The following is a 23,813-nucleotide window of genomic DNA, read 5'->3' on the forward strand; positions in this document are numbered from 1 at the left end:
TCACAAACATGATAAAATATGCTAATGAAATGCAAAAGAACTACCGACGGTCGTAAGCACGGCCGAGCCGCCCTGCCGGTGATGCGGCAACAGGCGATCAAGGCCATCCGTGAGGGGCAGGACGTGAACAGCGTTGCCGCCGCCTACGGCGTCAATGTGCGCAGTGTCTTTCGCTGGCTGGCCGATTTTGCCAACGGTGGGCAGAACGCGCTGTTGTCCAAGCCGATTCCGGGGCGCCCGCCGAAGGTAAGCGCGGATGAAATGCGCTGGCTGGCCCAGGCGGTGAAAGACCATACCCCGCTGCAATTCAAGTTTGCCTTTGGTCTGTGGACGCTGTCGCTGATCGCCGCGCTGATCGAACGCGAATTCGGCAAGAAGCTCTCGCTGGCCTCGGTCAGCCGCATCATGAAGCTGTTGGGCTTCTCGGCCCAGAAGCCGCTCTACCAAGCATGGCAGCAGGATGCGACCCTGGTGCGGGCCTGGGAAGCGGAAATCTACCCGGCGATCCGTGCCGAAGCCAAGGCCGCCGGAGCGACGATCTACTTTGCCGATGAATCGGGCATCCGTTCCGACTACCACACGGGGACGACCTGGGCGCCGGTAGGCGAGACCCCGGTGGTGGAAGTGACCGGGCGCCGCTTCTCCCTGAACATGATCTCGGCCGTCAGTCCGCAAGGCGAATTCCGCTTCATGCTGCACGACGGCACGGTCAATGCCGAAGTCTTCCGGGAATTCCTCAAGCGCCTGCTGATCGGGGCTGAAAAGCCGGTGTTCCTGATCGTAGATGGTCATCCGATCCACAAGGCGAAACTGATCAAGACCTTCGTCGAGGCCCAGAACGGCAGGCTCAAGCTGTTCTACCTGCCGCCGTACTCGCCCCAGATCAATCCTGACGAGCAGGTCTGGGCACACGTGAAACGCCAGGTCGCCCGGCAACTGGTGCAGTCCAAAGACGAGATGAAGCGGTTGGCCCTCGGGGCCCTGCGCCGAATCCAGAAGTTGCCCGGGTTGGTGAAATCCTTCTTTCGCCAGCCCGAGTGCCAATATGCCGCTGAATGACATTGTTTATGCAAAGGTTAGTAATGATTCGGAGGTCGCGTGCAAATTTCAAACTGCTATTTTTTGGAGCAGTGATGACAATTTTTGGCATATCTTTATTTGTTATTTATCGTCCAAATAATATTGATATATCTAGGCAAGTAAGAATTTCTGGTCGAATTGAATTTGTAACAATTGGTAGAGGCCAAGCGTTGATTATTGTGGATGAGAATGGAAATACAATTGCTAGCTGTCATCTATTGAACTGCGGTTACCCTGGAGATGTGAGCGATAGAGGACGGATTGCAGATGTTCTGTTGGTTGATGGGAGGATCATCGGAATTGAGGTTGATGGAAATGTTAGACGAAATCCAGGCCAAGTGGCTGAAACAGAATTCAGAAAGCGTTTGACTTCATACGCCATGATTGCATTTGGAATTGCAGTAATGATCGGAAGCTTAATTTTAAATTGAAAGGAATTTAAATGTCTGGTTCTTTGGCATCTCCGTATTCGTCGCTGCAAGGGGCTCTTCAGACGCTAGTAAACCTTAATCTAATGCCAGCTGATGCTGCGGCAGTCATTGCAAACTGGTATAATCCATCAACCTATGATCCAAATCTCCCTCCTCCTTCAGGCTATGACATATTAGGCGGAGGGGCCAATTTCTTGAAAATTGGGGTTACGGTTATAGAATCCTTGGGCCGAGAACTACCAGGTATTGGAAACGACATTTCTCTTGCCAGCCTAGTTAATAATGCAGCAAAGCTGACTGATGAGTACGAAACCAGAGGTATCGTTACCCTTGGGACTTTTTCAGGGCTCGCGTCTGATGCTGTCGCCCTTGCCGGGGGGTTGGGAGCAGTTGCATTGGCTACAACTTCGGTGCCTGTCGCCATCAGCTTGGGAGTAGGGGCGGCACTTGTGTCTGCGGGCCTTACGCTCATCTCGATTGACAGTAGGTATAAGGACAATCCGTTAATTACCGATCAAGAGATAAGTGATCTAGCGAATACTATTAGCAATGCCTGGATAAATGCATCGCTTGATCTTGGGAATTTTCTTCAGACTTGGCCAAGTTTGTTAAGTGGTGCAATCAACGACCTCTGGACCCGAGCCCGCTCTTGGTACCGCCGCGACCCCCTGGCCCTCGACCTCGACGGCGACGGCATCGAAACGGTGGGTGCCACCGGAACCGGCGTCGTCCTCTTCGACCACGACGGCGATGGCCTCAAAACCGGCACCGGCTGGGTCAAGGCCGACGACGGCCTGCTTGTCCTCGATCGCAACGCCAACGGCACCATCGACACCGGTGCCGAACTCTTCGGCGTCGACACCCTCCTCGCCAACGGCCAGAAAGCCGCCAACGGCTTCGCCGCCCTGGCCGACCTCGACCTCAACCACGACGGCGTCTTCAACAGCAGTGACGCCGCCTACACCCAGGTCCACCTCTGGCAGGACGCCAACCAGGACGGCATCAGCCAGACCGCCGAACTGAAAACCCTGGCGGCGCTGGGCATCACCGCCATCAACCTGAACCCCACCGCCGCCAACCAGGCCCTGGCCGGCGGCAACGTCCTCGACCTCCAGGCCACCTATACCAAGGCCGACGGCAGCACCGGCACCGCCGGCGCCTTGAACCTCGTCGACAACCCCTTCTACCGGCAATACCCCGACGGCACCGTCAGCATCGAAGACAACCCCTTCAGCCAGCCCACCAGCGGCGGCATCGTCCTCACCCCCGCCGCCCAGACCCTGCCCGACATGCACGGCAGCGGCGCCGTGCGCGACCTGCGGGAAGCCGCCAGCCTGGACGGCGGGCTGGCCGCCAGCGTCCAGGGCCTCATGGCCGCCGGGGTGCAGACCCGGGCCAGCCTGATGGGCAGCCTGGACGGCCTCATCGACCAATGGGCGGGCACCAGCGGCTTCACCCTTTCCCAGGACCAGGCCAGCGGTAAAGGCTACCGGCTCATCTACCTGCCCCAGGACATGAGCTGGCAGGAAGGGCTGGGCTACATCCCCGACACGTCCAATGTTCCGGGGGGCATGGCCAGCCCGGAGCAGATCGCCCACCTGGCGGCGATGCAGGCCAAGCAAGGCCATCTCATGCATCTGCTGGGCGTGCTGGAACGGTTTAATGGCAATGGCTTTGTCACTGTTGGCGAAGACCGGGTGACCAGCGGCACAGGCCAGCAGATCATCGTCACCGACGCGCAACAACCCGACCCCGACAACCCCGGGGGCTACCTGAGCAGCCGCACCGTGTTCGTCACCATCGGCGACGCGCAAGTCGATCTGCTGGAACAGAGCTACGCCGAACTGAAGCAGTCCCTGTACGAGGGGCTGGTGCTGCAGACGCGGTTGAAGCCTTATGTGGACGACGTGAGTTTGGTGATTGACGAGGGCGCTATCCAAGCTGCAAATGACTGTATTTGGAGGAGAGCAGGATGAGTGAAAAAAGTGCTCTGTCCAGTAGTAATGCTTCACCAACGACAAGGAAATTAACCACGATTGAGATAGTTATTTTTTGGATTTGTGGATTTTTGTCTCTGGCATTTTATGGGCTATTCCTCATTTTCCCAGATGGCAGATCTTCCAGTGAATCGCAGGCACTAATTATTAAATCAATTCAAATATTGGTCTTTGCAGTAATATCTCCGCTCGCGGTAGTGTTTCACTATCTAGCTCGTCGATATTTTGAAAAAAATGTTATAGATTCCAAAGGGGGATACGTCTTGGTTTATTCAGGTAGCGCGAGCTGTATTGGGAAGGTGGTCCCCATTATTGGTGGTTTGATTATTGGGGGTGCAGCATGGTCGTTTGTTGGCTTGATGTTTTATTTAACATATTTGTATTGGTGACAGTAATAGATATTAATATTGCTAATATCATTTAATTCTTTTGGAGCCGAAAATGCCGACGCCGAAGCCTCAAGATGTAGTAACTGCAATTAATGTACTAACGAAAGTCGAATCTAGCGCAATAAAGCTGAATAACGACCCGACACCGGTCGAGGTAATGGCCACTGCCCTAAGCCTATCTAGTGCTATTACCAACGCGTTAGCTCTAACTGGCTTGGGGCTTGGAAATCCAAACGCACTGTTAAATGGTTTGAACGTCCCGATGCAGCTGGCGCAATTGAATAACGCTATTGAATCCGGCAATACAAGTGCAATCGCTACATCAACCTTGAGTCTTGGCGCAGCAGTTGCAGGAGCTATTGGTGCAGTTCCATCGCCCATAGCGGCTCAAGCAAAAGCGATTTCAGTAGGTCTAAATCTGGCAGCACTTGCAGTCGGAAACCAAGAAAGTCTTGGAAATGCCTTACGAGATGTCGCTAGCGCTTTTGATGATCTTTGGAATGATTTTTCCAACGACTGGGAGAACTCGGCTCTAAATTTCACCCGTAACTTAAGCAATCTCATCAACGACCTCTGGACCCGAGCCCGCAGCTGGATCCGCCGCGACCCCCTGGCCCTAGACCTCGACGGTGACGGCATTGAGACGGTGGGTGCCACCGGCGCCAACGTCGTCCTCTTCGACCACGACGGCGATGGCCTCAAAACCGGCACCGGCTGGGTCAAGGCCGACGACGGCCTGCTTGTCCTCGATCGCAACGCCAACGGCACCATCGACACCGGTGCCGAACTCTTCGGCGTCGACACCCTCCTCGCCAACGGCCAGAAAGCCGCCAACGGCTTCGCCGCCCTGGCCGACCTCGACCTCAACCACGACGGCGTCTTCAACAGCAGTGACGCCGCCTACACCCAGGTCCGCGTCTGGCAGGATGCGAATCAGGACGGCCTCAGCCAGGCCGGGGAACTCAAGACCCTCGCCGCCCTGGGCGTGACCGGGATCAATCTCGCTCCAACAACCGTCAATCAGGCCCTGGCCGGCGGCAACGTCCTCGACCTCCAGGCCACCTATACCAAGGCGGGGGGCGGCACCGGCACCGCCGGCGCCTTGAACCTCGTCGACAACCCCTTCTACCGGCAATACCCCGACGGCACCGTCGAAACCCTCGACAATCCCTTCAACCAACCCACCAGCGGCGGCATCGTCCTTACCCCCGCTGCCCAGACCCTGCCCGACATGCACGGCAGCGGCGCCGTGCGCGACCTGCGGGAAGCCGCCAGCCTGGATGGCGGGCTGGCCGCCAGCGTCCAGGGCCTCATGGCCGCCGGGGTGCAGACCCGGGCCAGCCTGATGGGCAACCTGGACGGCCTCATCGACCAATGGGCCGGCACCAGCGACTTCACCCTCTCCCAGGAACAGGCAGATGCCCAGGGCTACCGCCTCATCTACCTGCCCCAGGGCATGAGCTGGCAGGAAGGCCTGGGCTACATCCCCGGCAATCCCGGCGCCCTGGCCAGCCCTGACCAGATCACCCATCTGGAGGCCATGCAGACCAAGCAGGAAAGGCTCGAATACCTGTTGAGCGTGCTGGAGCGGTTCAACGGCATGGGCTTCGTTACTGTGGGCGAGCATAGAGTGACCCTCGGCACCGGCCAGCAGTCTTACGTCGTCGATGCGGCCCACCCGGACCCCGACAACCCGGAAGGCTATCGCCACAGCCCCACGGTGTTCGTGAACGTCAACGACGCGCAGATCGCCCTGCTGGAGCAGAGCTACGCCGAATTGCAGCACTCCCTTTACGACGGGCTCGTGCTCCAGACCCGCTTGAAGCCGTATCTGGACGATGTGAGTCTGGTCATCGACGAAAACGGAATCCATGCGGATTTCGCTGCCCTGGAAGCCAGGTTCGCTGCCCTGTACGGTGCCGACAAGATCAACGCGTTCATCGATCTGGCCGAGTTGAACTACTACCTTGGATCAAGTCTGGCTGTCATGGATTGGCGGGGCGAGGCTCTCATGGAGCAGTGGATTGCCCAGGCGGAAGCGACCGGGGAGTGGAATGCGATTGCGACGGCGCTCAACAGTGCGTTCGCTTCGGCCAACACGGAGAGCGACAACGTCCGCTTCGGAACCACGACGGCCGAATGGCTTTACGGAAACGGTGGAAACGACGTTCTTTTTGGCGCTGGAGGCAACGACACCCTGCAAGGCGGGGATGGAACGGATGTCCTGTACGGTGGTTCTGGCAACGACTACCTGGAAGGCAACGCCGGCAACGACACCCTGGAAGGGGGAGCCGGGGACGACACCCTGGAAGGGAATGCCGGCAGCGACACCTTTGTCTTCAGGCGGGGCGGCGGCCACGACCGGGTGACGATCAACGAAACCCTGGGCACGCGCACCGAGACGATCCGGCTGGAAGGGATCAACCCGTCGGACATCACGCTGGTCAAAGGTGCCGCCGACTACCATCTGACCCTCGTGGTGAAAGACACCGGCGAGTGGATCCGGATCAACGATTTCTATACGGGAAGCAGCCGGCAGAACGACCGGCTGGAATTCGGTGACGGCACCGTCTGGGATCGGGCGACGCTTCTGGCCCAGGTGGTGAACGTCACGGGCGGCACGGGCAACGACTACCTCGCGGGCCGCAACGGTGGGCCGAACGCCCTCTCTGGCCTGGAAGGCAACGACACCCTGCAAGGCGGGGATGGAACGGATGTCCTGTACGGCGGGGTGGGCACCGATACGCTTTACGGCAACGCCGGCAACGACACCCTGGACGGGGGAGCCGGGGACGACACCCTGGAAGGGAATGCCGGCAGCGACACCTTTGTCTTCAGGCGGGGCGGCGGCCACGACCGGGTGACGATCAACGAAACCCTGGGCACGCGCACCGAGACGATCCGGCTGGAAGGGATCAACCCGTCGGACATCACGCTGGTCAAAGGTGCCGCCGACTACCATCTGACCCTCGTGGTGAAAGACACCGGCGAGTGGATCCGGATCAACGATTTCTATACGGGAAGCAGCCGGCAGAACGACCGGCTGGAATTCGGTGACGGCACCGTCTGGGATCGGGCGACGCTTCTGGCCCAGGTGGTGAACGTCACGGGCGGCACGGGCAACGACTACCTCGCGGGCCGCAACGGTGGGCCGAACGCCCTCTCTGGCCTGGAAGGCAACGACACCCTGCAAGGCGGGGATGGAACGGATGTCCTGTACGGCGGGGTGGGCACCGATACGCTTTACGGCAACGCCGGCAACGACACCCTGGACGGGGGAGCCGGGGACGACACCCTGTATGGCGGGGAAGGCAGGGACGTTTATCTCTTCAATAGGGGGTTTTCCCATGACTGGATCAGGACAAACAGCACAACCTCCGGAGTCGACGATGCCATCCGGCTAGGTGCTGGCATCACGCCGGCGGAAATTGAATTGCGCCGCTACGGCTACAACCTGGACGTGATTCTCAATCGGGCGGATGGCACTACGGAGCGCCAGGTGGTGGTGGACTACTTTCGGGGCTACCCGATCAACCGAATCGAGTTTGCGGACGGGACGGTGTGGACCCAAACAGATATACACAGCCGGTTTGTACACTACGGCGGGGAGGCTGCCGAAACCCTCACGGTAGCAAACGGCTACGCCAACCGAGTCAAGGCCTTAGGGGGCAACGACATCAGGAACGGCGGTACCGGAAACGACCTCATCGAAGGGGGTACCGGAAATGACGTCCTCTACGGGAATGGTGGGAACGACACACTCGACGGAGGCGATGGAACCGATACCCTGTACGGTGGTGCTGGCAGCGACACCCTCAACGGCGCGTTCGGTGCAGATAGCATGAGCGGTGGCATGGGCGACGACATCTATTTCGTCGATGTCGCCACCGACATCGTCACGGAACTTTCCGGCGAAGGGTTCGATTCGGTGAATGCTGCCGTTTCGCTAACCCTCGCGGTCCATACCGAAGCCCTCTTCCTGAGTGGCACGGCAGCCCCTCAACGGCACCGGCAACACCCTGGCCAACCTCCTGCGCGGCAACACGGGAATCAACACCCTGAACGGTGGGGCCGGCACCGACATCCTGGAAGGGGGGGACGGCAACGACCTCCTGACCGACACCGTGGGCAGCGCCCTGTTCAACGGCGGTGCCGGGGCCGATACCCTGACCGGCGGTGCTGCCGCCGAGGTCTTCCTGGGCGGCAGCGGCAACGATACCCTGGTGACCGCCGGGGGTAACGATGTGCTGCTGTTCAACAAGGGGGACGGTCAGGATGTCGTCGCGGCGGGAGGGAGCGGCAGCGATACGCTCTCCGTGGGCGGCGCGGGGCTGGCCTACGGCGATCTGGCCTTTGCCCGCGCGGCCAACGACCTGGTACTCAAGCTGGGGGCCACCGACCAGGTCACCTTCCGGGATTGGTATGCGGCCACTCCATCCCGGCCGGTCGTCAATCTGCAGGTGATTGCCGAAGCCATGGCGGGTTTCTCCCAGGGCGGCCCCGATGCCCTTCTGGACCAGCGCGTGGAACGCTTCAATTTTGGCGGACTGGTGGGCGCCTTCGACGCCGCTCGTGTGGCGAATCCCACCTTGACGACCTGGGCGCTGAGCAATGCACTGGCAGTCAATGCCCTGGGGGATCGGACAGCGCGGCCCTGGGAGGCGATCTGGCCTATCAGTATGGCCGCAACGGCACCCTGGCCGGCATCGGGGCGACGCCCGCCCTGGCGGCCCTGGCGGATGCCAACCTGGGAACCGGAGCCCAGGCCCTCAACCCCCTGGCCGCTTTGCAGACCGGCTCGGTACGGCTGGGCTGATGCTCATGGAGCAGGCGACCCCGGTCGAAGCAGGGCGCGGCCCCCCGCCTTCCGCTGCGGCCTGGCAAAGCTTTGCTGCAGCCTTACGCGGCCAGGGGGCTGATGCGATCCAGGGCGTCGCCGGCCAGCCGGCGGGCTTCTTCGGTGTCGTAGTCGGCTTGCAGGCCGAGCCAGAAACCGGGCGTCGTGCCCAGGGCACGGCCCAGGCGCAGGGCGGTGTCGGCGCTAACGGCCCGCTTGCCGGAGCAGATTTCGCTGATGCGCATGGCGGGGACGCCGATGGTCTTGGCGAGGCGGTACTGGCTGACGCCCAGGGGAAGGAGGAATTCCTCCTTCAGCACTTCCCCGGGGTGAATATTGCGAATGGTGTCCATGGCTTTGGTCTTTCAGTGATAGTCGCAAATCTCGACGGCCTCGGCGTTGCCGTCACGCCATACAAAACAGAGGCGCCACTGTTCGTTGATGCGAATGCTCCACTGCCCGACCCGGTCGCCGACCAGGGCCTCCAGCCGGTTGTTGGGGGGTGCGCGCAAATCGGCAAGGCAGCGGGCATTGTTGAGCATGCGCAGTTTCCGGCGGGCGACGGCTTGAATCTGATTGGGCAGGCGGCGGGAGAAGACGCCATTCCAGATTCGTTCTGTCTCGGCGTCGCGGAAGGAAACGATCATGGAATTGAGTTTATTGGCGGGCGATATTATCGTCAAGCGATACGGATCGGGCGCTCGGCTGGTGCGATGGGTCAGGCTTCTCGCCTAGCGCGCATTTGCCGGGGTTTGAGGAGTACGGCATGAGCCAGGCGGTTTCCCCCCCGCCTTCCGCTGCGCAGCCGCGCCACCGCCCCGGTCGCGGTGCCCCCGGCGCCGGGCCGGGCTGGGTCGATCCCCGGGATTTCTCGCCGCCCCTGCTGCGTTTGCAGGCGGCGGCGCCCAATCCCCTGGGGCGCAAGGTGCTGTGGGCGCTGCTGGCGCTGCTCGCCGCCCTGTTGGTCTGGGCGGCGGTGGGGCGACTGGATATCGTGGCGGTGGCCGAGGGCCGCCTCATTCCCCACAGTTACGTCAAGATCGTGCAGCCGGCGGAAGCGGGCATCGTCAAGGAAATCGCGGTGCGGGAGGGGGGAGGCGGTGCGGGCGGGCCAGGTGCTGATGCGCATGGACGCCCTGGTGGTGGAGGCCGACGCCCGTTCCCTGGACGCCGAGGTGTGGCGCAAGCGTCTGGGCCTGCGGCGCATCGATGCGGAACTGGAAGGGCTGCCCTTCCGGGTGGAAAAGGACGATCCCCCCGCCCTGGCGCGGGAGGTGGAGGCCCAGTACCGCGCCAACCGGGCGGCCCTGGCCGCCGCCCTGGCCGAGGAGCGCAGCCGCCTGGCCAAGGCGGGCCAGGAGCTTTCCGCCGCCCGTCAGGTGAAAGAGAAACTGGAGCAGACCCTGCCCCACTTCCGGCAGCAGGATCAGGCCTTCGAGAAGCTCTCGCGGGAGGGCTTCGCCGGGCCGATGATGGCCAGCGACAAGCGGCGCGAGCGCATCGAGCGCGAACAGGAGGTCGAGACCCAGGGGCATCTGATCGAGGCGGCCCGGGCGAGCCTGACCCAGTCGGAGAAGAAGCTGGCCCAGATCGATTCCGACACCCGCCGCCAGTTGCACGCCGAACGGAGCGAACTGCAGGCCCAACTGGAGCGGCTGGCCCAGGAGGTCGCCAAACAGGCCCACAAACGCGCCCTGCAGGAACTGAAGGCGCCGCAGGATGCGGTGGTCAAGGATCTGGCCACCCATACCGCGGGGACCGTCGTCCAGCCGGGTACCGTGTTGCTCACCCTGGTGCCGCGGGAGGAGAGGCTGCGGGCGGAGGTCTGGGTGTCCAACGAGGACATCGGCTTCGTGCGCGAGGGGCAGCCGGTGAAGCTGAAATTCGCGGCCTTTCCCTTCCAGAAGTACGGCCTGGCCCAAGGGGTGGTGGAGCACGTCGGGGCCGACGCCACGGAATCCCAGGGGGCGGGGGAGGCGAACGCCCGCCCGGGGGCCGGCCCGCCTCCGGCCTACAAGGCCCTGGTGGCCCTGGAGCGCATGGACCTTGCCCTGGACGGGCGGCGCTTCGCCCTGGCTGCCGGCATGCACACCAGCGCGGAGATCCACCTGGGGGACCGGACGGTGCTGGAATACCTGCTTTCGCCGGTGAGGAAGGCCTGGCACGAGGCCGGGCGGGAGAGGTGAAAGGCGCTCCCGCCCGGCCTGCGGAGGGGGCACGCCTGGGCAATCGGTCTGGCCCGTCGCCCCCAAATTGCACCAAACGCCGTTTGATTTATCCCCTTCCGGCCGGGGTAAGTCTGTGGATATCTTAGGGACAAGCCCGGCAAGTGGCTCTGCAGGAAGGCTTTTTCGTCGCTGCCTAATTATTGTGCGACGAGGGGCGGTCCGGGGAGCCCAGCGGGGTGAAGGGACGCGCGAAGGCGTCGCGTGTGCTGGCGTGGCCCAGCGACGATAGCGGGAATTCGCACAGGGGAATACGCAGCTCCGCAGCGCTCGATCCGCCGTGCAAGCCCAGTAGGGGTGGATGATGGTCGCCGGGGCGGGTATCGACGAGGCTCCAGTCTTCCTTGAGAAGCAGGACGAAATCGCCGATGCGCGAGGCAAAGCGCGGGTGGGGTTCACAGCGGCCGAACCAGCCGGCTTTTACAAGGGTCTCGCTCGGCACCACCCACAGGGCGTGGCCGAGGCGGGCTTCCAGGGTGGCAGCGAAGAATTCGCGCCGCTCGGGGACGACATGGGCGTAGGCGGTGCGGCGCTCGCCAGTGAGGGGACGCAGGAGGCAGGCGGCGAGGTCGGGGTGGTCGGCCAGATCGATCCGACGCTGCGGCGAAGTGGCGATGAAGCCGTGGTCGGCGGTGACCAGCAGGGTGGCTTGGCTGGCCCTGCGGCGCCGTACGAAGGCCTCCAGGGCGGCTTCCAGTTGCTTCAGCTGGGCCACCGCGCCTTCGCCGTCGGGGCCGTGGTCGTGGGCCGCGCTGTCGTAATCGGGCCAGTAGGCGTAGACGAAGCGGCGCCCTTTGGCGGCGTCCAGGGCGCGCTCGATGGCGGGGAAAAGGTCGGCGGTGCCGTGGTAGGGCACCTGGGCGACCTTGCCGGCCAGGCGTCGGTTGAAGGGCGAATGAGCGATCCAGGCCGGCATGACGTGGGTGACAGGGACCGGCAGGCGGTCGGCAAAGGTCGGCAGGTCAAGGATTCTATCGGCCCAGCGTTCGGCCTCGGGCGCAGGGCGCCCCTCGCCGCGCCGGCTCAGGGGGAGAATGGACAGGGTTTCGCCCACTTCCTCGCACCATTGGGTCCAGCCGGTGAGGGCGTGGCCCAGGGGCGGCAGGCCGGTCAGGAAGGTGCCCACGGCGGCGGCAGTGGTGGGCGGATAGACGGAATCGATGATGTCGAAGCAGGCCCGGTGGAGACAACCGCCCGCCAGGTGGCGGCACAATTGCGCTACGCCCAGGCCGTCCGCGACCAGCAGGACGATGGCTTCTGCCTCCCCCAGGCGCTGGGCGAGGCCGGGCAGGGGAGCGGCGGGCTGCGGGCCGCCGCCGAAGGCCTGGCCGATGGCCGCCATGAGGTTGGGCAGCCCGCGGTCTAGGCTGGGGGGATTTGGCAGGATGTGGCTGGCGGGCAGGGATGGCGTGCTCCCGCATTGACGCCCTGCGCGCCCGGGCCCAGGGGCTTCTCCGCTGACCAGCGGGGGAGGGGGGGCAGCGGTGATGTCCCGGGTCTTGTGGTTGAACATAATTAAGAATGATTTCATCGATCGGCCCGTGAGGCAAGCTTGGAAAGCGCTCAGGATGGGCGTTCTAGGGGTTTTGGCGCTGAAGGGGGAGCGTTGCGGGACTTTCCTTGCCAAGCTCTAACATATAACATATATAAGACTTACGGCCCGGTGGGTGGCGAGGCCCCTTCCGGGTTCCTGTGTCGTAGAATGTCCGTCCCCCTGTGTCACCCCTCCACGAAAGGAAGTCGCCGTGCTTGAAGCCTATCGCGCCCACGTCGCCGAACGTGCTGCCCTCGGTATCCCGCCCCTGCCGCTCTCCAAGCAACAGACCAGCGAGCTGGTCGCCCTCTTGAAGAATCCGCCGGCTGGCGAGGAGGCCGCCCTGGTCGAGCTGATCACCTACCGCGTTCCGGCCGGTGTGGATGATGCTGCCAAGGTCAAGGCCGAGTTCCTGGCCAAGGTGGCCAAGGGTGAAGACTCCTGCGACCTGATTTCCAAGGAAAAAGCTGCCGAACTGCTCGGCACCATGCTGGGCGGCTACAACGTCAAGCCCCTGATCGACCTGCTGGCCTGTGGCACCTGTGGCGCCGTCGCTGCCGAGGGCCTCAAGAAGACCCTGCTGGTCTTCGACTTCTTCCACGACGTCGCCGAACTGGCCAAGGGGGGCAACGCCAACGCCAAGGCTGTCATGCAATCCTGGGCCGACGCGGAGTGGTTCACTTCCCGTCCGGCCGTCCCGGCTGCGCAGAAGCTGACCGTTTTCAAGGTCACCGGCGAGACCAACACCGACGACCTGTCGCCGGCACCGGATGCCTGGTCGCGTCCGGACATCCCGCTGCACGCCCTGGCCATGCTGAAGAACCCGCGTCCGGGCATCGAAGCCGACGAGCCGGGCTCGCGCGGCCCGATCAAGCAACTGGAAAAGCTGGCCGCCAAGGGCAATCTGATCGCCTACGTCGGCGATGTGGTCGGTACCGGTTCTTCCCGCAAGTCCGCGACCAACTCGGTGCTGTGGTTCACCGGCGAAGACATCCCCTTCGTGCCGAACAAGCGTTTTGGCGGCGTCTGCCTCGGCTCCAAGATCGCCCCGATCTTCTTCAACACGATGGAAGATGCCGGCGCGCTGCCGATCGAAATCGACGCCGGTCAGATGGACATGGGCGACGAGATCGAACTGAAGGTCGACGACGCCACCGGCAAGGTCACCGCCACCAAGAATGGCGCCACCATCGCCGAGTCGCAGCTGAAGACCCTCGTCATCCTCGACGAAGTCCGCGCTGGCGGCCGTATCCCCCTGATCATCGGTCGCGGCCTGACCACCAAGGCCCGTGAATTCCTCGGCCTGCCGCAATCCACCCTGTTCCGCCTGCCGCAAAACCCGGCCGACGACGGCAAGGGCTACTCGCTGGCCCAGAAGATGGTCGGCAAGGCCTGTGGCGTGACCGGCATCCTGCCCGGCACCTACTGCGAGCCGAAGATGACCACCGTCGGTTCCCAAGACACCACCGGCCCGATGACGCGCGACGAACTGAAAGACCTGGCCTGCCTCGGCTTCTCCGCCGATCTGGTCATGCAGTCCTTCTGCCACACCGCCGCCTATCCGAAGCTGGTCGACGTCAAGATGCACCGCGAACTGCCGTCCTTCATCTCGACCCGCGGCGGCGTTGCGCTGCGTCCGGGCGACGGCGTCATCCACTCCTGGCTGAACCGCCTGCTGTTGCCGGATACCGTCGGTACCGGTGGCGACTCGCACACCCGTTTCCCGATCGGCATCTCCTTCCCGGCCGGTTCCGGTCTGGTCGCCTTTGCCGCTGCCACCGGCGTCATGCCGCTGGACATGCCGGAATCGGTGCTGGTCCGCTTCAAGGGCAAAATGCAGGAAGGCATCACCCTGCGCGACCTGGTCAACGCCATTCCGCTGTACGCCATCAAGGCCGGCCTGCTGACCGTTGAGAAGAAGGGCAAGAAGAACGTCTTCTCCGGCCGCATCCTGGAAATCGAAGGTCTGCCGGATCTCAAGGTCGAACAGGCTTTCGAACTGTCCGACGCTGCCGCCGAGCGTTCCGCCGCTGCCTGTGCCGTCGCCCTGAACAAGGAACCGATGGTCGAGTACATGCGTTCGAACATCACCCTGATGAAGTGGATGATCGCCGAAGGCTATGCCGATGCCCGCACCCTGAAGCGCCGCATCAACGCCATGGAAGACTGGATCAAGAACGGTACGCTGTTGAAGGCCGATGCCAACGCGCAGTACGCCGCGGTCATCGAAATCGACCTGGCCGAAGTCACCGAGCCGATCCTCGCCTGCCCGAACGATCCGGACGACGTCAAGATCCTGTCCGAAGTCGCCGGCGCCAAGATTGACGAAGTCTTCATCGGCTCCTGCATGACCAACATCGGCCACTTCCGTGCCGCCGGCAAGGTCCTCGAAGGCAAGTCCGACATCCCGACCCGTCTGTGGATCGCTCCGCCGACCAAGATGGATGCGCTGATCCTGACCGAAGAAGGCTACTACGGCGTCCTCGGCAAGTCCGGCGCCCGCATGGAAATGCCGGGCTGCTCGCTGTGCATGGGCAACCAGGCGCAGATCCGCAAGGGTTCCACCGCGATCTCCACCTCGACCCGCAACTTCCCGAACCGCCTCGGCATCGACACTCAGGTTTATCTCGGTTCCGCCGAACTGGCCGCCATGTGCGCCCTGGCCGGCCGTATCGTGACCGTTCCGGAATACATGGAGCAGATCAAGCTGGTGAACGCCAAGGCTGCCGATGTCTATCGCTACATGAATTTCGACCAGATCCCGGCTTTCGTCGAGGTCGCTGAAACGGTCGAGATGTAAGTTGCGAATTTGGCCGGAATTTCCGGTCGACCGTAGCATTCTGAAAAAGCCCCCGTCGGGAAACCGACGGGGGCTTTGTAATGTTGGGCTCAATTGTTGAGTGGCGCGGATTTTTCATGGCTCACGCCTTCCTTGTGCCGCCATCCGGTGAGCGCTTGAATCCGCTTACAGTTTGATGTGCAGTGCCAAGGTCATGGGATTGGCCTTGGGCAGTTGTTACGTCGGGAACATACGCTTCGTATGCACCACGTTGAGGACGACAATGGCGTCCTCGCGGAGCTGAACGAACACCACGTATGGGAGTTTGTTCACGACCAGTTCTCGGGTGCCGGGAATCCGGACGCTTGCGCGGATACGTTCTGGGTAGGAGGGGAGCGCTTCGACCTCGCCGACGATCCTCTTCTCCACCGCTTCGGCCACCCTCTGGCTGGCTTCCAAATAGTAATAGGCGAGGATTTCCTCGAGGTCGATCAGGGCCTCGTCAGTCCAAAGGATCCGCATGATTACGCGGATTTACGGAGGCGGGCCTCCAAGCGGCCCTTAATGAGGGCAAGCGCGTCGCCGTGCTCGTGCAGGGCGGTCGCGCCGGAGGCTACACGGTCCAGGGTATTCGTGACTTTTCCGAATAACCACTCCTCGTGTCCAGATTCCTTGTCGATGAAGAAATCGGCGAAGAGGGTGTCCTTGGCGTCCTCGAGGGAGAGCATGATGCCGACCGGCCGGTCGTTCTTGGTCACGACCACGGGCTCGCGCCGGGCCGAGTCGAGGAATTCGCCGAAGTGGTTCTTGGCGTCCCGTGCGGTCATGACTTTCATTGCCGTATCCTTGTAACTGGATTCAATGTGTCCATTGTAGCCACTATGTACATTTTGGCAAGCGGGACAACTGCGGATCGGTATCCCACGAGGTCGTGGCTTTGGCTCTCAAATTTTGTTACGGACGGAAATTGAGCTTCCCTGGGGGGCAATCGAGAAGGCCAGTGATCGTTCGCGCGGGTGAAATAAGTCGCCCCATACAGGTCCTGCTGGCTGCGACCGTCGAGATGTAATTTCGACTCTGGTCGAAATTTCCGGCCGACCCGTAGCATTCTGAAAAACCCCCTCCGGCTCGTTGGTCACTGAGCGGCGGGGGTTCTTACATGGCTCACGCCGTTCTTCCGCCGCCAGGCGGTGAGCGCTTGAGTTGGTTTACGCGTTGATGCACAGCGCGAAGGTCATGGGATGGGTGGGGGAGGCGCTGAAACCGTAGTGCTCGTAGAACTGGCGAGCACGATCATTCAGCGCGTGAACGAGCAGCGCGCGCACGCCCGTGTTTTGCGATACCTGGATGCAGCGACGCAGGGCATCTTGAAGCAAAGCCCCGCACAACTTGATTCCCCTGAACCCTGACATCCACAGCCAGACGCCCGAGAACCATGACCGGCAAAGGATCGGGCATGTTCTGGCGAATCGAGCGCGTCGTCTCTCGATGCGCGACTGCACCGGCTGCCAGCGCGTAGTAAGCCATGACTCGACGCTCCTCGTCGGCAACGACAAAAGTCCGGCTGGCGCCATTGACCTGATTTGGAAGTGCTCTTCGCCTTAGCGTGAAAGAGAGACGATTCGCCACAGAAAAATGCCTGGATCTGATGCTTGGGCGCCAGTGGCGCGGGGGCATGCAGATTCATGCACCCGCGTTCCACGGCGCCTTGACGGCCAACAGGCGTTCAAGTCCGGGATTGGGCTGCGGAGGGGCTTCCAGCGGGGCCGTAAATTGCTTGAACCTGGCTTCATCCAAGTTGAAAAAAACTTGATCGAGCAAGACGGCCTGTGCCCTCTCGCAAGCGGCCTCAAGCATGAAGTCGGAGCGATTCTTGCCAAGCAACTGAGCAGCCTGGTCAATCAGATCGCGTTGCTGGGGCCTGGCTCTCAGATTAATTGCGGCGTCTCGCATGGCTTGCTTCCGATTGAATACACAACAGATATACATGGCCTAACCAATGGCTTGGCCCAAGTCAATGAGCGGGCAGATCAGGCGGACCGTAACAAGACAAAACCCCCGTCGGGAAACTGACGGGGGTCTTTTCTCGGTGCCGCGGCACAAAACGCAGCCACGGGCCGGCTGCTGCTCCGGTCATGGAGCCGAAGGCACAGCGCGGTGATTCAAGCCGTTGCGAGGGTGGGGGCTGTGGCGTCGCGTGCCGGGCCGCTGCGGGCATCCTTGAGGCATTGGCGGGCGCAGCCGGTGCAGCGGCCGCAGTCGGAACCCAGGCCCAGATCGCGGCGCAGATCCTTGACCGTCTTCGCACCGGCGCTGGCGGCCTGGTGAATCTGGCGTTCGGTGACGGCGAGGCAGACGCAGACGTACATGGCGGCGGAGGACTGAGTGATATTGGGAATTATTCTCAATCCTGGTGCTGAGCCTGTCAAGCGCTTTTTGGGCGCACTGTGGGCGGAATCCCCGGGGGTGTGAAATGCTTCACGACCGGGCAAGGCGGGATGTCGGGCGCGGAACGATTGGGCATGCGGAGGCTCGAACCTTCAGGAACCTTCCCAAGGCGTGGTCATGACCCTCGCGGAACTCGTTGCCCAACTGGTCCTGGTGGCGGCCGGATTTTCCGGCCTCGAACCGCTTCCTGCCGAGCGTCTGCCGCCGCTGGAAGCCCTGGAGCCTGCCGCCCTGGCAGCCCAGGCCTGTCCCATGCAGCCCCGCCAGTGCCAGGGCATCGTGGCCTATTTCGATACCGACCGGGGCCGCATCCTGCTCAGTTCACGCCTCGATCTCGACGATGCGGGAGACAATTCCTTCGTGGTCCACGAATTGGTCCATGTGCTGGAATGGCACCACAATGGCGGGCGAGCCTTGCAGGGCTGCGAAGCCAGTCTGCGTTCCGAGCGGCGCGCGTATCGGGTGCAGAACGCATACCTGCGGCAGCAGGGTCGCCGGGAACGGCACGGGCAAATGCTCTCGGGCATGGCCTGCGCTCCGGTGCAGCCCAGCGACCAGAGCATGGTGCTGATCCCCGCGGCCTCGGCCTATCGGGAGCGTATGGTACTGGAAGATTTCATCGCCGACGTGGAAGCCGGCGAGGCCGTTCGCCGGTCGCCTTGAGCGGCGGGGGTGGGGCGACGGGAAGCGGTGAATTTGTCGGGCGCACCCGAAAATTCACGGATTCTCAGTCTCCGCCCGGCGCCATTTGGGACTGGAGATAATTGGCCAGCCCCACGTCCTTGACCAAGGTATGCTGGGTCTCCAGCCAGTCGATGGCTTCCTCGCAGTGTTCCAGGAGGTCTTCCAGCAACTCGCGGCTGACGTAGTCCTGTAGGGTTTCGCATTGGGCGATGGCGTCTACCAGCACCGGGCGCTGGATTTCGCGCTCGTAACGCAGGTCGCCTCCCAGGCATTCGAGGGGATTTTCGCCGATGAGCAGCTTGCCCAGACTTTGCAGATTGGGCAGTCCTTCCAGGAAAAGAATGCGCTCGATGAGGGCGTCGGCTTCCTTCATGACCCGGATCGACTGGCGGTACTGGTAGTCGTTGAGCTTTTCCAGGCCCCAGTTGCGCAACATGCGGGCGTGGAGGAGATACTGGTTGATGGCGGTCAGTTCGTTCTTGAGCACCAGATTGAGCAGGGTGATGACCTTCTTGTCGCCTTTCATTGCCGGGGCTCCTTATGCGGCTTCGCCAGGTTTCATCTGGCTCTGCTGGTAGTTTTGCAGGCCCACCCGTTCGATGAGGCCGATCTGGCGTTCGAGCCAGTAGGCGTGGTCCATTTCGGTGTCGTCGAGCTGGGCGACGAGCATGTCGCGGCTGACATAGTCCTGGGCCTTTTCGCAGGCGGCGATGGCCTTTTTCAGCTCGCCCACCACATGGTATTCGACCTCCAGGTCCGCCTTGAGCATGGCGGGAACGGTCTTGCCGATCTTGAGGGCGTCGCGCTTGCCCAGATTGGGGGTGCCTTCCAGGAAGAGGATGCGCTGGATCAGCGCCCTGGCGTGGCCGCGTTCTTCGTCCGATTCGTGCAGGGCCTTGGCCGCCAGGTGGGCAAAACCCATGTCGGCGTACATCTCGCCGTGGATGAGGTACTGGTCGATGGCGGTAAGCTCGCCCGCCAGGAGGCCGTTGAGAATGTCGAGAATTTTCTTGTCGCCCTTCATGACGATCTCCGCTAGGGGTTGGGATTCACAAGGATGGCACGGGAAAACCCGCAAATCAAGGCGGGGTGGCCGGTTTGGGGCGTCAGGGCGTAAACCAGCCGGGATCGACGATGTCGAGCAATTCGCCGCTGAGCATCTTCTGCAGGGTGTGAATGCTTTGCGGGCGGGCCATGATGGGCAGGCGCAGGCACCAGTCGATGACTTCCAGGAGTTGCGGCGAGTACTGGCGTGCCCAGCGCTTTTCGGCGGGTTCCAGGATTTCCCCCTTGAGGCGGCGGTCGGCCGGCATGGGCGTGGCGCCGCCCGACAGGCAGGAGTAAAGCGTGGCGCCGATGGCGTAGATGTCCGTCCAGGGGCCGAGTTCGCCGTCGACCTGCTGCTGCTCCGGGGCAGCGAAACCCAGGGTGTAGATATTGCCCAGATTGACCTTGGCTTCCCCCAGGCCCCAGCGGGCGGCGCCGAAATCGAGCAGGACCGGGTTGCCGTCCCGCCGCAGGAAGATGTTGGCGGGCTTGAGATCCAGATGCAGAAGCTTCTGCTTGTGCACTTCGCGCAGGCCGCCGAGGAGGCGCACGAACACGCTGCGCAGGAACTCCTCCCGCAGGGCTTCCCCGGCGCGGAATTTCCTGTAGATGTGCTCATGCAGGCTACAACCCTCCTCGTGCTTCATCACCAGGTAGGCGGTGGCGTTGGCCTTGGTGAAATTGAGCACGCTGACCACGTTGGGGTGTCGGATGCGGGCCAGCAGTTTGGCTTCCTCCAGGAAGGAACGCATGCCCGTGTTGAACTTGCCCTGGCATTCGGCGCTCACCACGGGTTCCAGGCTCGCGCCGGAGCGCGTGGCCAGGGCGGCCGGCAGGTATTCCTTGATGACCACCGGGGTCTCGTCCGTTCCCCGCGCCAGGTAGACCAGGGAATAGCCCCCGCGGGAAATCAGCTTCTCGATGCGGTAGGTGTCGACGACGGTGCCGGGGGGCAGGGGCTGGCAATCGGGGGGCGGCATGGCCGGGAATCCGGGGGCGGGTACCCCCGGATTCTACCCTGCGCCGCCGTGGTTTTCAGGCCGCCAGGGTCCAGTGGTTGTCGACAGCCATGGGTTCGGGCCAGGCGAGAAAAACGGGCTCGCCCCCCGGCAGCCAGCGGACCAGGCCGTAGGCGGTGGACACCAGCAGACCGCCCGGGTCGCCGCCGTCAGCCCAGGGCGCGAGGGCGTAGGTTTCCTTGAACTTGACCACGGGCGTCAGGCGGTCCGGAGCCTGGGGTTGCCAGGCCAGGGCCAGACCGGCCTGATTGCTGGAAAGGGCGAAGCCGCCATGGGCAGCCGGGGCAATGTCTCCGGCGTAGCCTATCCCGTCGTTTTGCTGGGAGGGGACGGTCAGCGCATCGTTGTGCAGGAGGGCCAGCAGGGGGGCGGCGGCCCGGGCCGCCGGATCGTCGTGTTCGGCCTGGAGGGCGATGCCGAGCAGAGTGTCGCCGCTGCGGGGATCCTGATTCCAGGCCAGGTGGCGCAGGCTGAGGCGGCGATCGTCCAGGCGCCACTGGTCGAGGAGCCGGCCATCGGCGCCGTCGAGGCGGACCAGGCAAGAGTCCATGCGCTCGAGATCGTGCTTGCGGTCGCCGGGGATGCTGCGCGGAATGCCGCCATTGGCCACCAGGATGCGCCCCTGCGCGTCGCTGACCAGTTGATGCGGGTCGATGCCGTGGCTGTCCCATTCGTCCAATTTGGCCAGGGTGTTCGCGTCCCTTACGCCGATGCGACCGCGGCCCGACGCGACATCGGTTTCCGTGGTGAAAATCTTGTCACCCTGCCCGATGGCGTGGCCTCCCAGACGGGTGCGGGCGGAGTCCAGGCGCTCCTCGCGCAGTACCTGGCCAGTGCCGTCGCAGCGCAGAAGCCAGGTGCCCGGGCGCACGCCGATGACCAGCAGGCCGCCATCCGGCTTCGCGCTGATGCCATGGGGTCGGGTGGGCAAGGGCACCGCGTAGGCGATGGACAGCCGGCGGGTTTCCCAGTCGGCCGCCAGAACGCCGGCGAAGTAGGGGTCTGTGTTGCGGGGGCCGCGCCAGGCGGCGCCGATGCGGGTGGTGCTGCCGGCCGGCGCCGCCCCGGCCAGGCGGGGCAGGGTCGCGGCGGCGCCAAGGGCGAGGAGAAATTGGCGTCGTTGCATGGAGCAGGCCTCAGAACTTGTATTCGACCGAAAGCTGGGCGGAACGCTCGGTGCCCGCGACGACGTGGCCGCCGTTTTCGTATACGGACTCGTAGTACAGCTTGTCGAAGAGATTGAAGATGTTGAGCTTGACCACGTACTTGGGCTGCTCGTAGGACACCATGGCGTCCCAGCGGCGATAGCCGGGAGCCAGGTTCGGGTTGGGTACGGTCGTTCCGTTCGGGATGCCGTAGGCGAGCCGCGACCCCTTGCCCTCGACCCCGGCGCCGATCCTCCAGCCGGCAGGCAGGCGGTAGGTGCTCCACAGGCTGTAGGTGAAGGGGGGCGTATTGCGGGGCCGCATGCCTTCCACCGCGGTGCTGCCGCCGGGCTTGGCCTCGTCGATGCGGGCGTGCAGCAGGGCCCAGCCGAGGAATACCTCCCACTGGGGCGTGATGCGGCCGGCAGCCTCGATTTCGAAGCCGTCGGTGTGGCGCTTCTTGGTGAGCAGATTGGGGAAGGGGTTGGTCAGGGTGGGGACGCCGGAGGCAGACTCGATGTCCGTATTGCGCTCCCATTCCTTTTCCGCCCGGTAGAGCGAAGTGCGCAGGGAAAGATCACCCTCGAAGAGTTCCCACTTGGCCCCGATTTCCAGGGTGCGGCTGCGTTCCGCCGGTGCGGTCGAGGACGCGGTGGTGAATTGGTAGAGGTCCGCGGTGGGGTTGAAGGAATCGCTGAAGGCCAGGTAGTAGTGCTGCATTTCGCTCGGCTGCCACGACAGGCCGCTGCGGTAGCTCCATTCGCTGAAACTCACGTCGGCGGTCGTGGCGAGGCTGGTGGCGGTGGTGGTGTTGCGGTAATCCGCCTTCAGGCTGTCGTGGCGCAGGCCCAGGAGGATCTTCCAACCCGGCAGGAACTCGATGGTGTCCTGGGCGTAGGTGCCGACGGTATTGCCGTCGTACTGGCTGGGATTGATGCGGGTGCGGCTGCCATAGCCCACCGGCAGCGTCGGACTGGCGTCCGGATCGCCCACCGTGGTGTTGGCCAGGTTGGGGATGGCGGCATTGTTGTAGGACCAGCGGCCAGCCTGCTCGTGCAGCAATTCGAGACCGGCCAGGATTTCGTGCTTGAGGGGCCCGGTGGCGAACTTGCTGGTGAAGTCGGTCTGGCTGGTCCAGGTGCGCTCGTGGCCGCCCCGGGCCTGGCGGGCGCGGCGGAGGGCGGTACTGTCGGTAATGGCCGTGGTGCCGGCCAGGAGGCGCGGGGCCACACCCCACAGGTCGCGGTCGTAATCCGCGTGGCGCAGGACCGTGCGGATTTCAGTGTCGTTGGAAAAGCGGTGGATATAGCTCGCCGTGCTGATGTGGGTGGTGTTGTTCTCGTAATCCGAGGTGGTGCCATAGAAGCGGCTGGCGGGAACGTCCAGGGGGCGCTTGTTGAAGAAGGGCACGCCGTAGTCGAGGGTGTTGTGGGTTCTGAGATAGTAATGGCCGAGGGAGAACTCGTCCGCGGTGCCGATGCCCCAGCGCAGGGTGGGGGCGAAGCCGTCGCGTTCGCTCTCCACGTGGTCGCGGGAGCTGCCGGCATCGGTCTTCATGGCATTGACACGCAGGGCGGCGTTCTCGCCCACCACCTGATTCACGTCCAGCGTGAGGCGCTTGTAGTCGAAGCTGCCCACGGTGCCGGTGACGCTGCCCTTGTTGAGCAGCCCGGGTTCCTTGCTCGCCTGGTTGATGACGCCGCCGGCCTGGCCGCGGCCGAAGAGCATGGCCGCCGAGCCGCGCAGCACCTCCACCTGACCGACGTTGAAGGTCTCCCGGTTGTACTGGGCCACGTCGCGGATGCCGTCCAGGTAGAGGTCGCCGAAGGAGGAAAATCCCCGCAGGGTCATGTTGTCGCCGATACGGCCGCCCTCGCCGGCGTTGAAGGAAAGGCCGGCCACGTTGCGCAGGGCTTCCTTCAGGGTGTCGGCGTTCTTGTCCTCGATCAGGGCCTCGCTGACGATGGTCAGGGCCTGGGGGACGTCCTTGGGCAATTGCGTCACCTTGCCGACCCGGGTGGCGCCGCCCTGGTAGCCTTTCTCTTCGCCGATTCGATCATCCTTGACGATGACGGTCCCCAGGGTCTGCTCCTCCGAAGCCCAGGCCTGGAGCGGCGCGATGGCCGCCGCGACGGCGGCGGCGAGAGGGAGAAGGGGCCCCGGGCGGGGCAGGCGGCGGGCCGCCGGACGGCTGTTGT

General features: G+C 63.2%; 19 protein-coding genes and 2 pseudogenes. 8 read left to right on the top strand and 13 right to left on the bottom strand.

What is annotated here, in order from left to right; translation table 11 throughout:
* Positions 1 to 24 precede the first annotated feature (24 nt).
* From IPM73_05395 to IPM73_05415, 5 genes are all read left to right on the top strand, one after another.
* Positions 25 to 1,059: an IS630 family transposase gene (locus tag IPM73_05395; GenBank protein MBK8917498.1), complete on the top strand. Its 1,035-nt coding sequence runs from the start codon at positions 25 to 27 to the stop codon at positions 1,057 to 1,059.
* A 74-nt stretch (positions 1,060 to 1,133) separates the two neighbouring features.
* Positions 1,134 to 1,511: a hypothetical protein gene (locus IPM73_05400; GenBank protein ID MBK8917499.1), complete on the top strand. Its 378-nt coding sequence runs from the start codon at positions 1,134 to 1,136 to the stop codon at positions 1,509 to 1,511.
* A gap of 605 nt (positions 1,512 to 2,116) precedes the next feature.
* Positions 2,117 to 3,487 (top strand): hypothetical protein, encoded by a 1,371-nt coding sequence (locus IPM73_05405; protein ID MBK8917500.1) that lies wholly within the window; start codon positions 2,117 to 2,119, stop codon positions 3,485 to 3,487.
* Positions 3,484 to 3,897 carry a hypothetical protein gene (locus IPM73_05410; GenBank protein ID MBK8917501.1) on the top strand — a complete coding sequence of 138 codons (414 nt, stop codon included), beginning with the start codon at positions 3,484 to 3,486 and terminating at the stop codon, positions 3,895 to 3,897. Before IPM73_05405 ends, IPM73_05410 begins: the two co-directional genes overlap by 4 nt.
* Before the next feature lie 646 nt (positions 3,898 to 4,543).
* Positions 4,544 to 8,137, top strand: coding sequence for a hypothetical protein (locus IPM73_05415; GenBank protein ID MBK8917502.1), 3,594 nt, complete (start codon positions 4,544 to 4,546; stop codon positions 8,135 to 8,137).
* 659 nt (positions 8,138 to 8,796) lie between these two features.
* Here IPM73_05415 and IPM73_05420 read toward each other — a convergent pair.
* Together IPM73_05420 and IPM73_05425 are read right to left on the bottom strand one after the other, a co-directional pair.
* On the bottom strand, positions 8,797 to 9,087 hold the full coding sequence (locus IPM73_05420) for a HigA family addiction module antidote protein (GenBank protein MBK8917503.1): 291 nt from the start codon (positions 9,085 to 9,087) through the stop codon (positions 8,797 to 8,799).
* 12 nt (positions 9,088 to 9,099) lie between these two features.
* Entirely contained in the window at positions 9,100 to 9,381 is a 282-nt protein-coding gene (locus tag IPM73_05425) for a type II toxin-antitoxin system RelE/ParE family toxin (GenBank protein ID MBK8917504.1), read from the bottom strand.
* A 119-nt stretch (positions 9,382 to 9,500) separates the two neighbouring features.
* On the opposite strand from IPM73_05425, the pseudogene IPM73_05430 reads away from it, so the two are divergent.
* Positions 9,501 to 10,920: pseudogene (locus IPM73_05430) on the top strand (HlyD family type I secretion periplasmic adaptor subunit).
* Between the two features lie 175 nt (positions 10,921 to 11,095).
* On the opposite strand, the gene IPM73_05435 reads toward IPM73_05430, so the two are convergent.
* A complete protein-coding gene (locus IPM73_05435; protein MBK8917505.1) occupies positions 11,096 to 12,301 on the bottom strand; it encodes an alkaline phosphatase family protein in 1,206 nt (401 codons plus the stop codon).
* Positions 12,302 to 12,704: 403 nt separating this feature from the next.
* Between IPM73_05435 and acnB the strand changes: the two genes are divergently transcribed.
* On the top strand, positions 12,705 to 15,293 hold the full coding sequence (gene acnB, locus IPM73_05440) for a bifunctional aconitate hydratase 2/2-methylisocitrate dehydratase (protein MBK8917506.1): 2,589 nt from the start codon (positions 12,705 to 12,707) through the stop codon (positions 15,291 to 15,293).
* Between the two features lie 216 nt (positions 15,294 to 15,509).
* On the opposite strand, the gene IPM73_05445 is transcribed toward acnB, so the two are convergent.
* The 5 genes and pseudogenes from IPM73_05445 to IPM73_05465 all read right to left on the bottom strand — a co-directional run bounded on the left by IPM73_05445 (position 15,510) and on the right by IPM73_05465 (position 17,641).
* Positions 15,510 to 15,794: a type II toxin-antitoxin system RelE/ParE family toxin gene (locus IPM73_05445; GenBank protein ID MBK8917507.1), complete on the bottom strand. Its 285-nt coding sequence runs from the start codon at positions 15,792 to 15,794 to the stop codon at positions 15,510 to 15,512.
* Between the two features lie 2 nt (positions 15,795 to 15,796).
* A complete protein-coding gene (locus tag IPM73_05450; protein MBK8917508.1) occupies positions 15,797 to 16,108 on the bottom strand; it encodes a type II toxin-antitoxin system Phd/YefM family antitoxin in 312 nt (103 codons plus the stop codon).
* Positions 16,109 to 16,480: 372 nt separating this feature from the next.
* Positions 16,481 to 16,959: pseudogene (locus IPM73_05455) on the bottom strand (GNAT family N-acetyltransferase).
* On the bottom strand, positions 16,956 to 17,225 hold the full coding sequence (locus IPM73_05460; GenBank protein ID MBK8917509.1) for a DUF1778 domain-containing protein: 270 nt from the start codon (positions 17,223 to 17,225) through the stop codon (positions 16,956 to 16,958). Before IPM73_05460 ends, IPM73_05455 begins: the two are co-directional and overlap by 4 nt.
* Before the next feature lie 209 nt (positions 17,226 to 17,434).
* Positions 17,435 to 17,641 (bottom strand): (2Fe-2S)-binding protein, encoded by a 207-nt coding sequence (locus tag IPM73_05465; GenBank protein MBK8917510.1) that lies wholly within the window; start codon positions 17,639 to 17,641, stop codon positions 17,435 to 17,437.
* 196 nt (positions 17,642 to 17,837) lie between these two features.
* Between IPM73_05465 and IPM73_05470 the strand changes: the two genes are divergently transcribed.
* Complete coding sequence (locus IPM73_05470) at positions 17,838 to 18,383, top strand: hypothetical protein (GenBank protein ID MBK8917511.1); 546 nt, start codon at positions 17,838 to 17,840, stop codon at positions 18,381 to 18,383.
* 64 nt (positions 18,384 to 18,447) lie between these two features.
* On the opposite strand, the gene bfr (IPM73_05475) is transcribed toward IPM73_05470, so the two are convergent.
* From bfr (IPM73_05475) to IPM73_05495, 5 genes are all read right to left on the bottom strand, one after another.
* Positions 18,448 to 18,930: a bacterioferritin gene (gene bfr / locus IPM73_05475; GenBank protein ID MBK8917512.1), complete on the bottom strand. Its 483-nt coding sequence runs from the start codon at positions 18,928 to 18,930 to the stop codon at positions 18,448 to 18,450.
* A 12-nt stretch (positions 18,931 to 18,942) separates the two neighbouring features.
* Positions 18,943 to 19,428 (bottom strand): bacterioferritin, encoded by a 486-nt coding sequence (gene bfr, locus IPM73_05480; GenBank protein MBK8917513.1) that lies wholly within the window; start codon positions 19,426 to 19,428, stop codon positions 18,943 to 18,945.
* Positions 19,429 to 19,510: 82 nt separating this feature from the next.
* Positions 19,511 to 20,431, bottom strand: coding sequence for a serine/threonine protein kinase (locus IPM73_05485; protein MBK8917514.1), 921 nt, complete (start codon positions 20,429 to 20,431; stop codon positions 19,511 to 19,513).
* A 55-nt stretch (positions 20,432 to 20,486) separates the two neighbouring features.
* Entirely contained in the window at positions 20,487 to 21,596 is a 1,110-nt protein-coding gene (locus tag IPM73_05490; GenBank protein MBK8917515.1) for a DUF1513 domain-containing protein, read from the bottom strand.
* A gap of 10 nt (positions 21,597 to 21,606) precedes the next feature.
* Complete coding sequence (locus IPM73_05495) at positions 21,607 to 23,787, bottom strand: TonB-dependent siderophore receptor (protein ID MBK8917516.1); 2,181 nt, start codon at positions 23,785 to 23,787, stop codon at positions 21,607 to 21,609.
* Between the last annotated feature and the right edge of the window lie 26 nt (positions 23,788 to 23,813).

This window comes from Betaproteobacteria bacterium (assembly GCA_016720065.1).
Lineage (GTDB): Bacteria > Pseudomonadota > Gammaproteobacteria > Burkholderiales > Rhodocyclaceae > SSSZ01.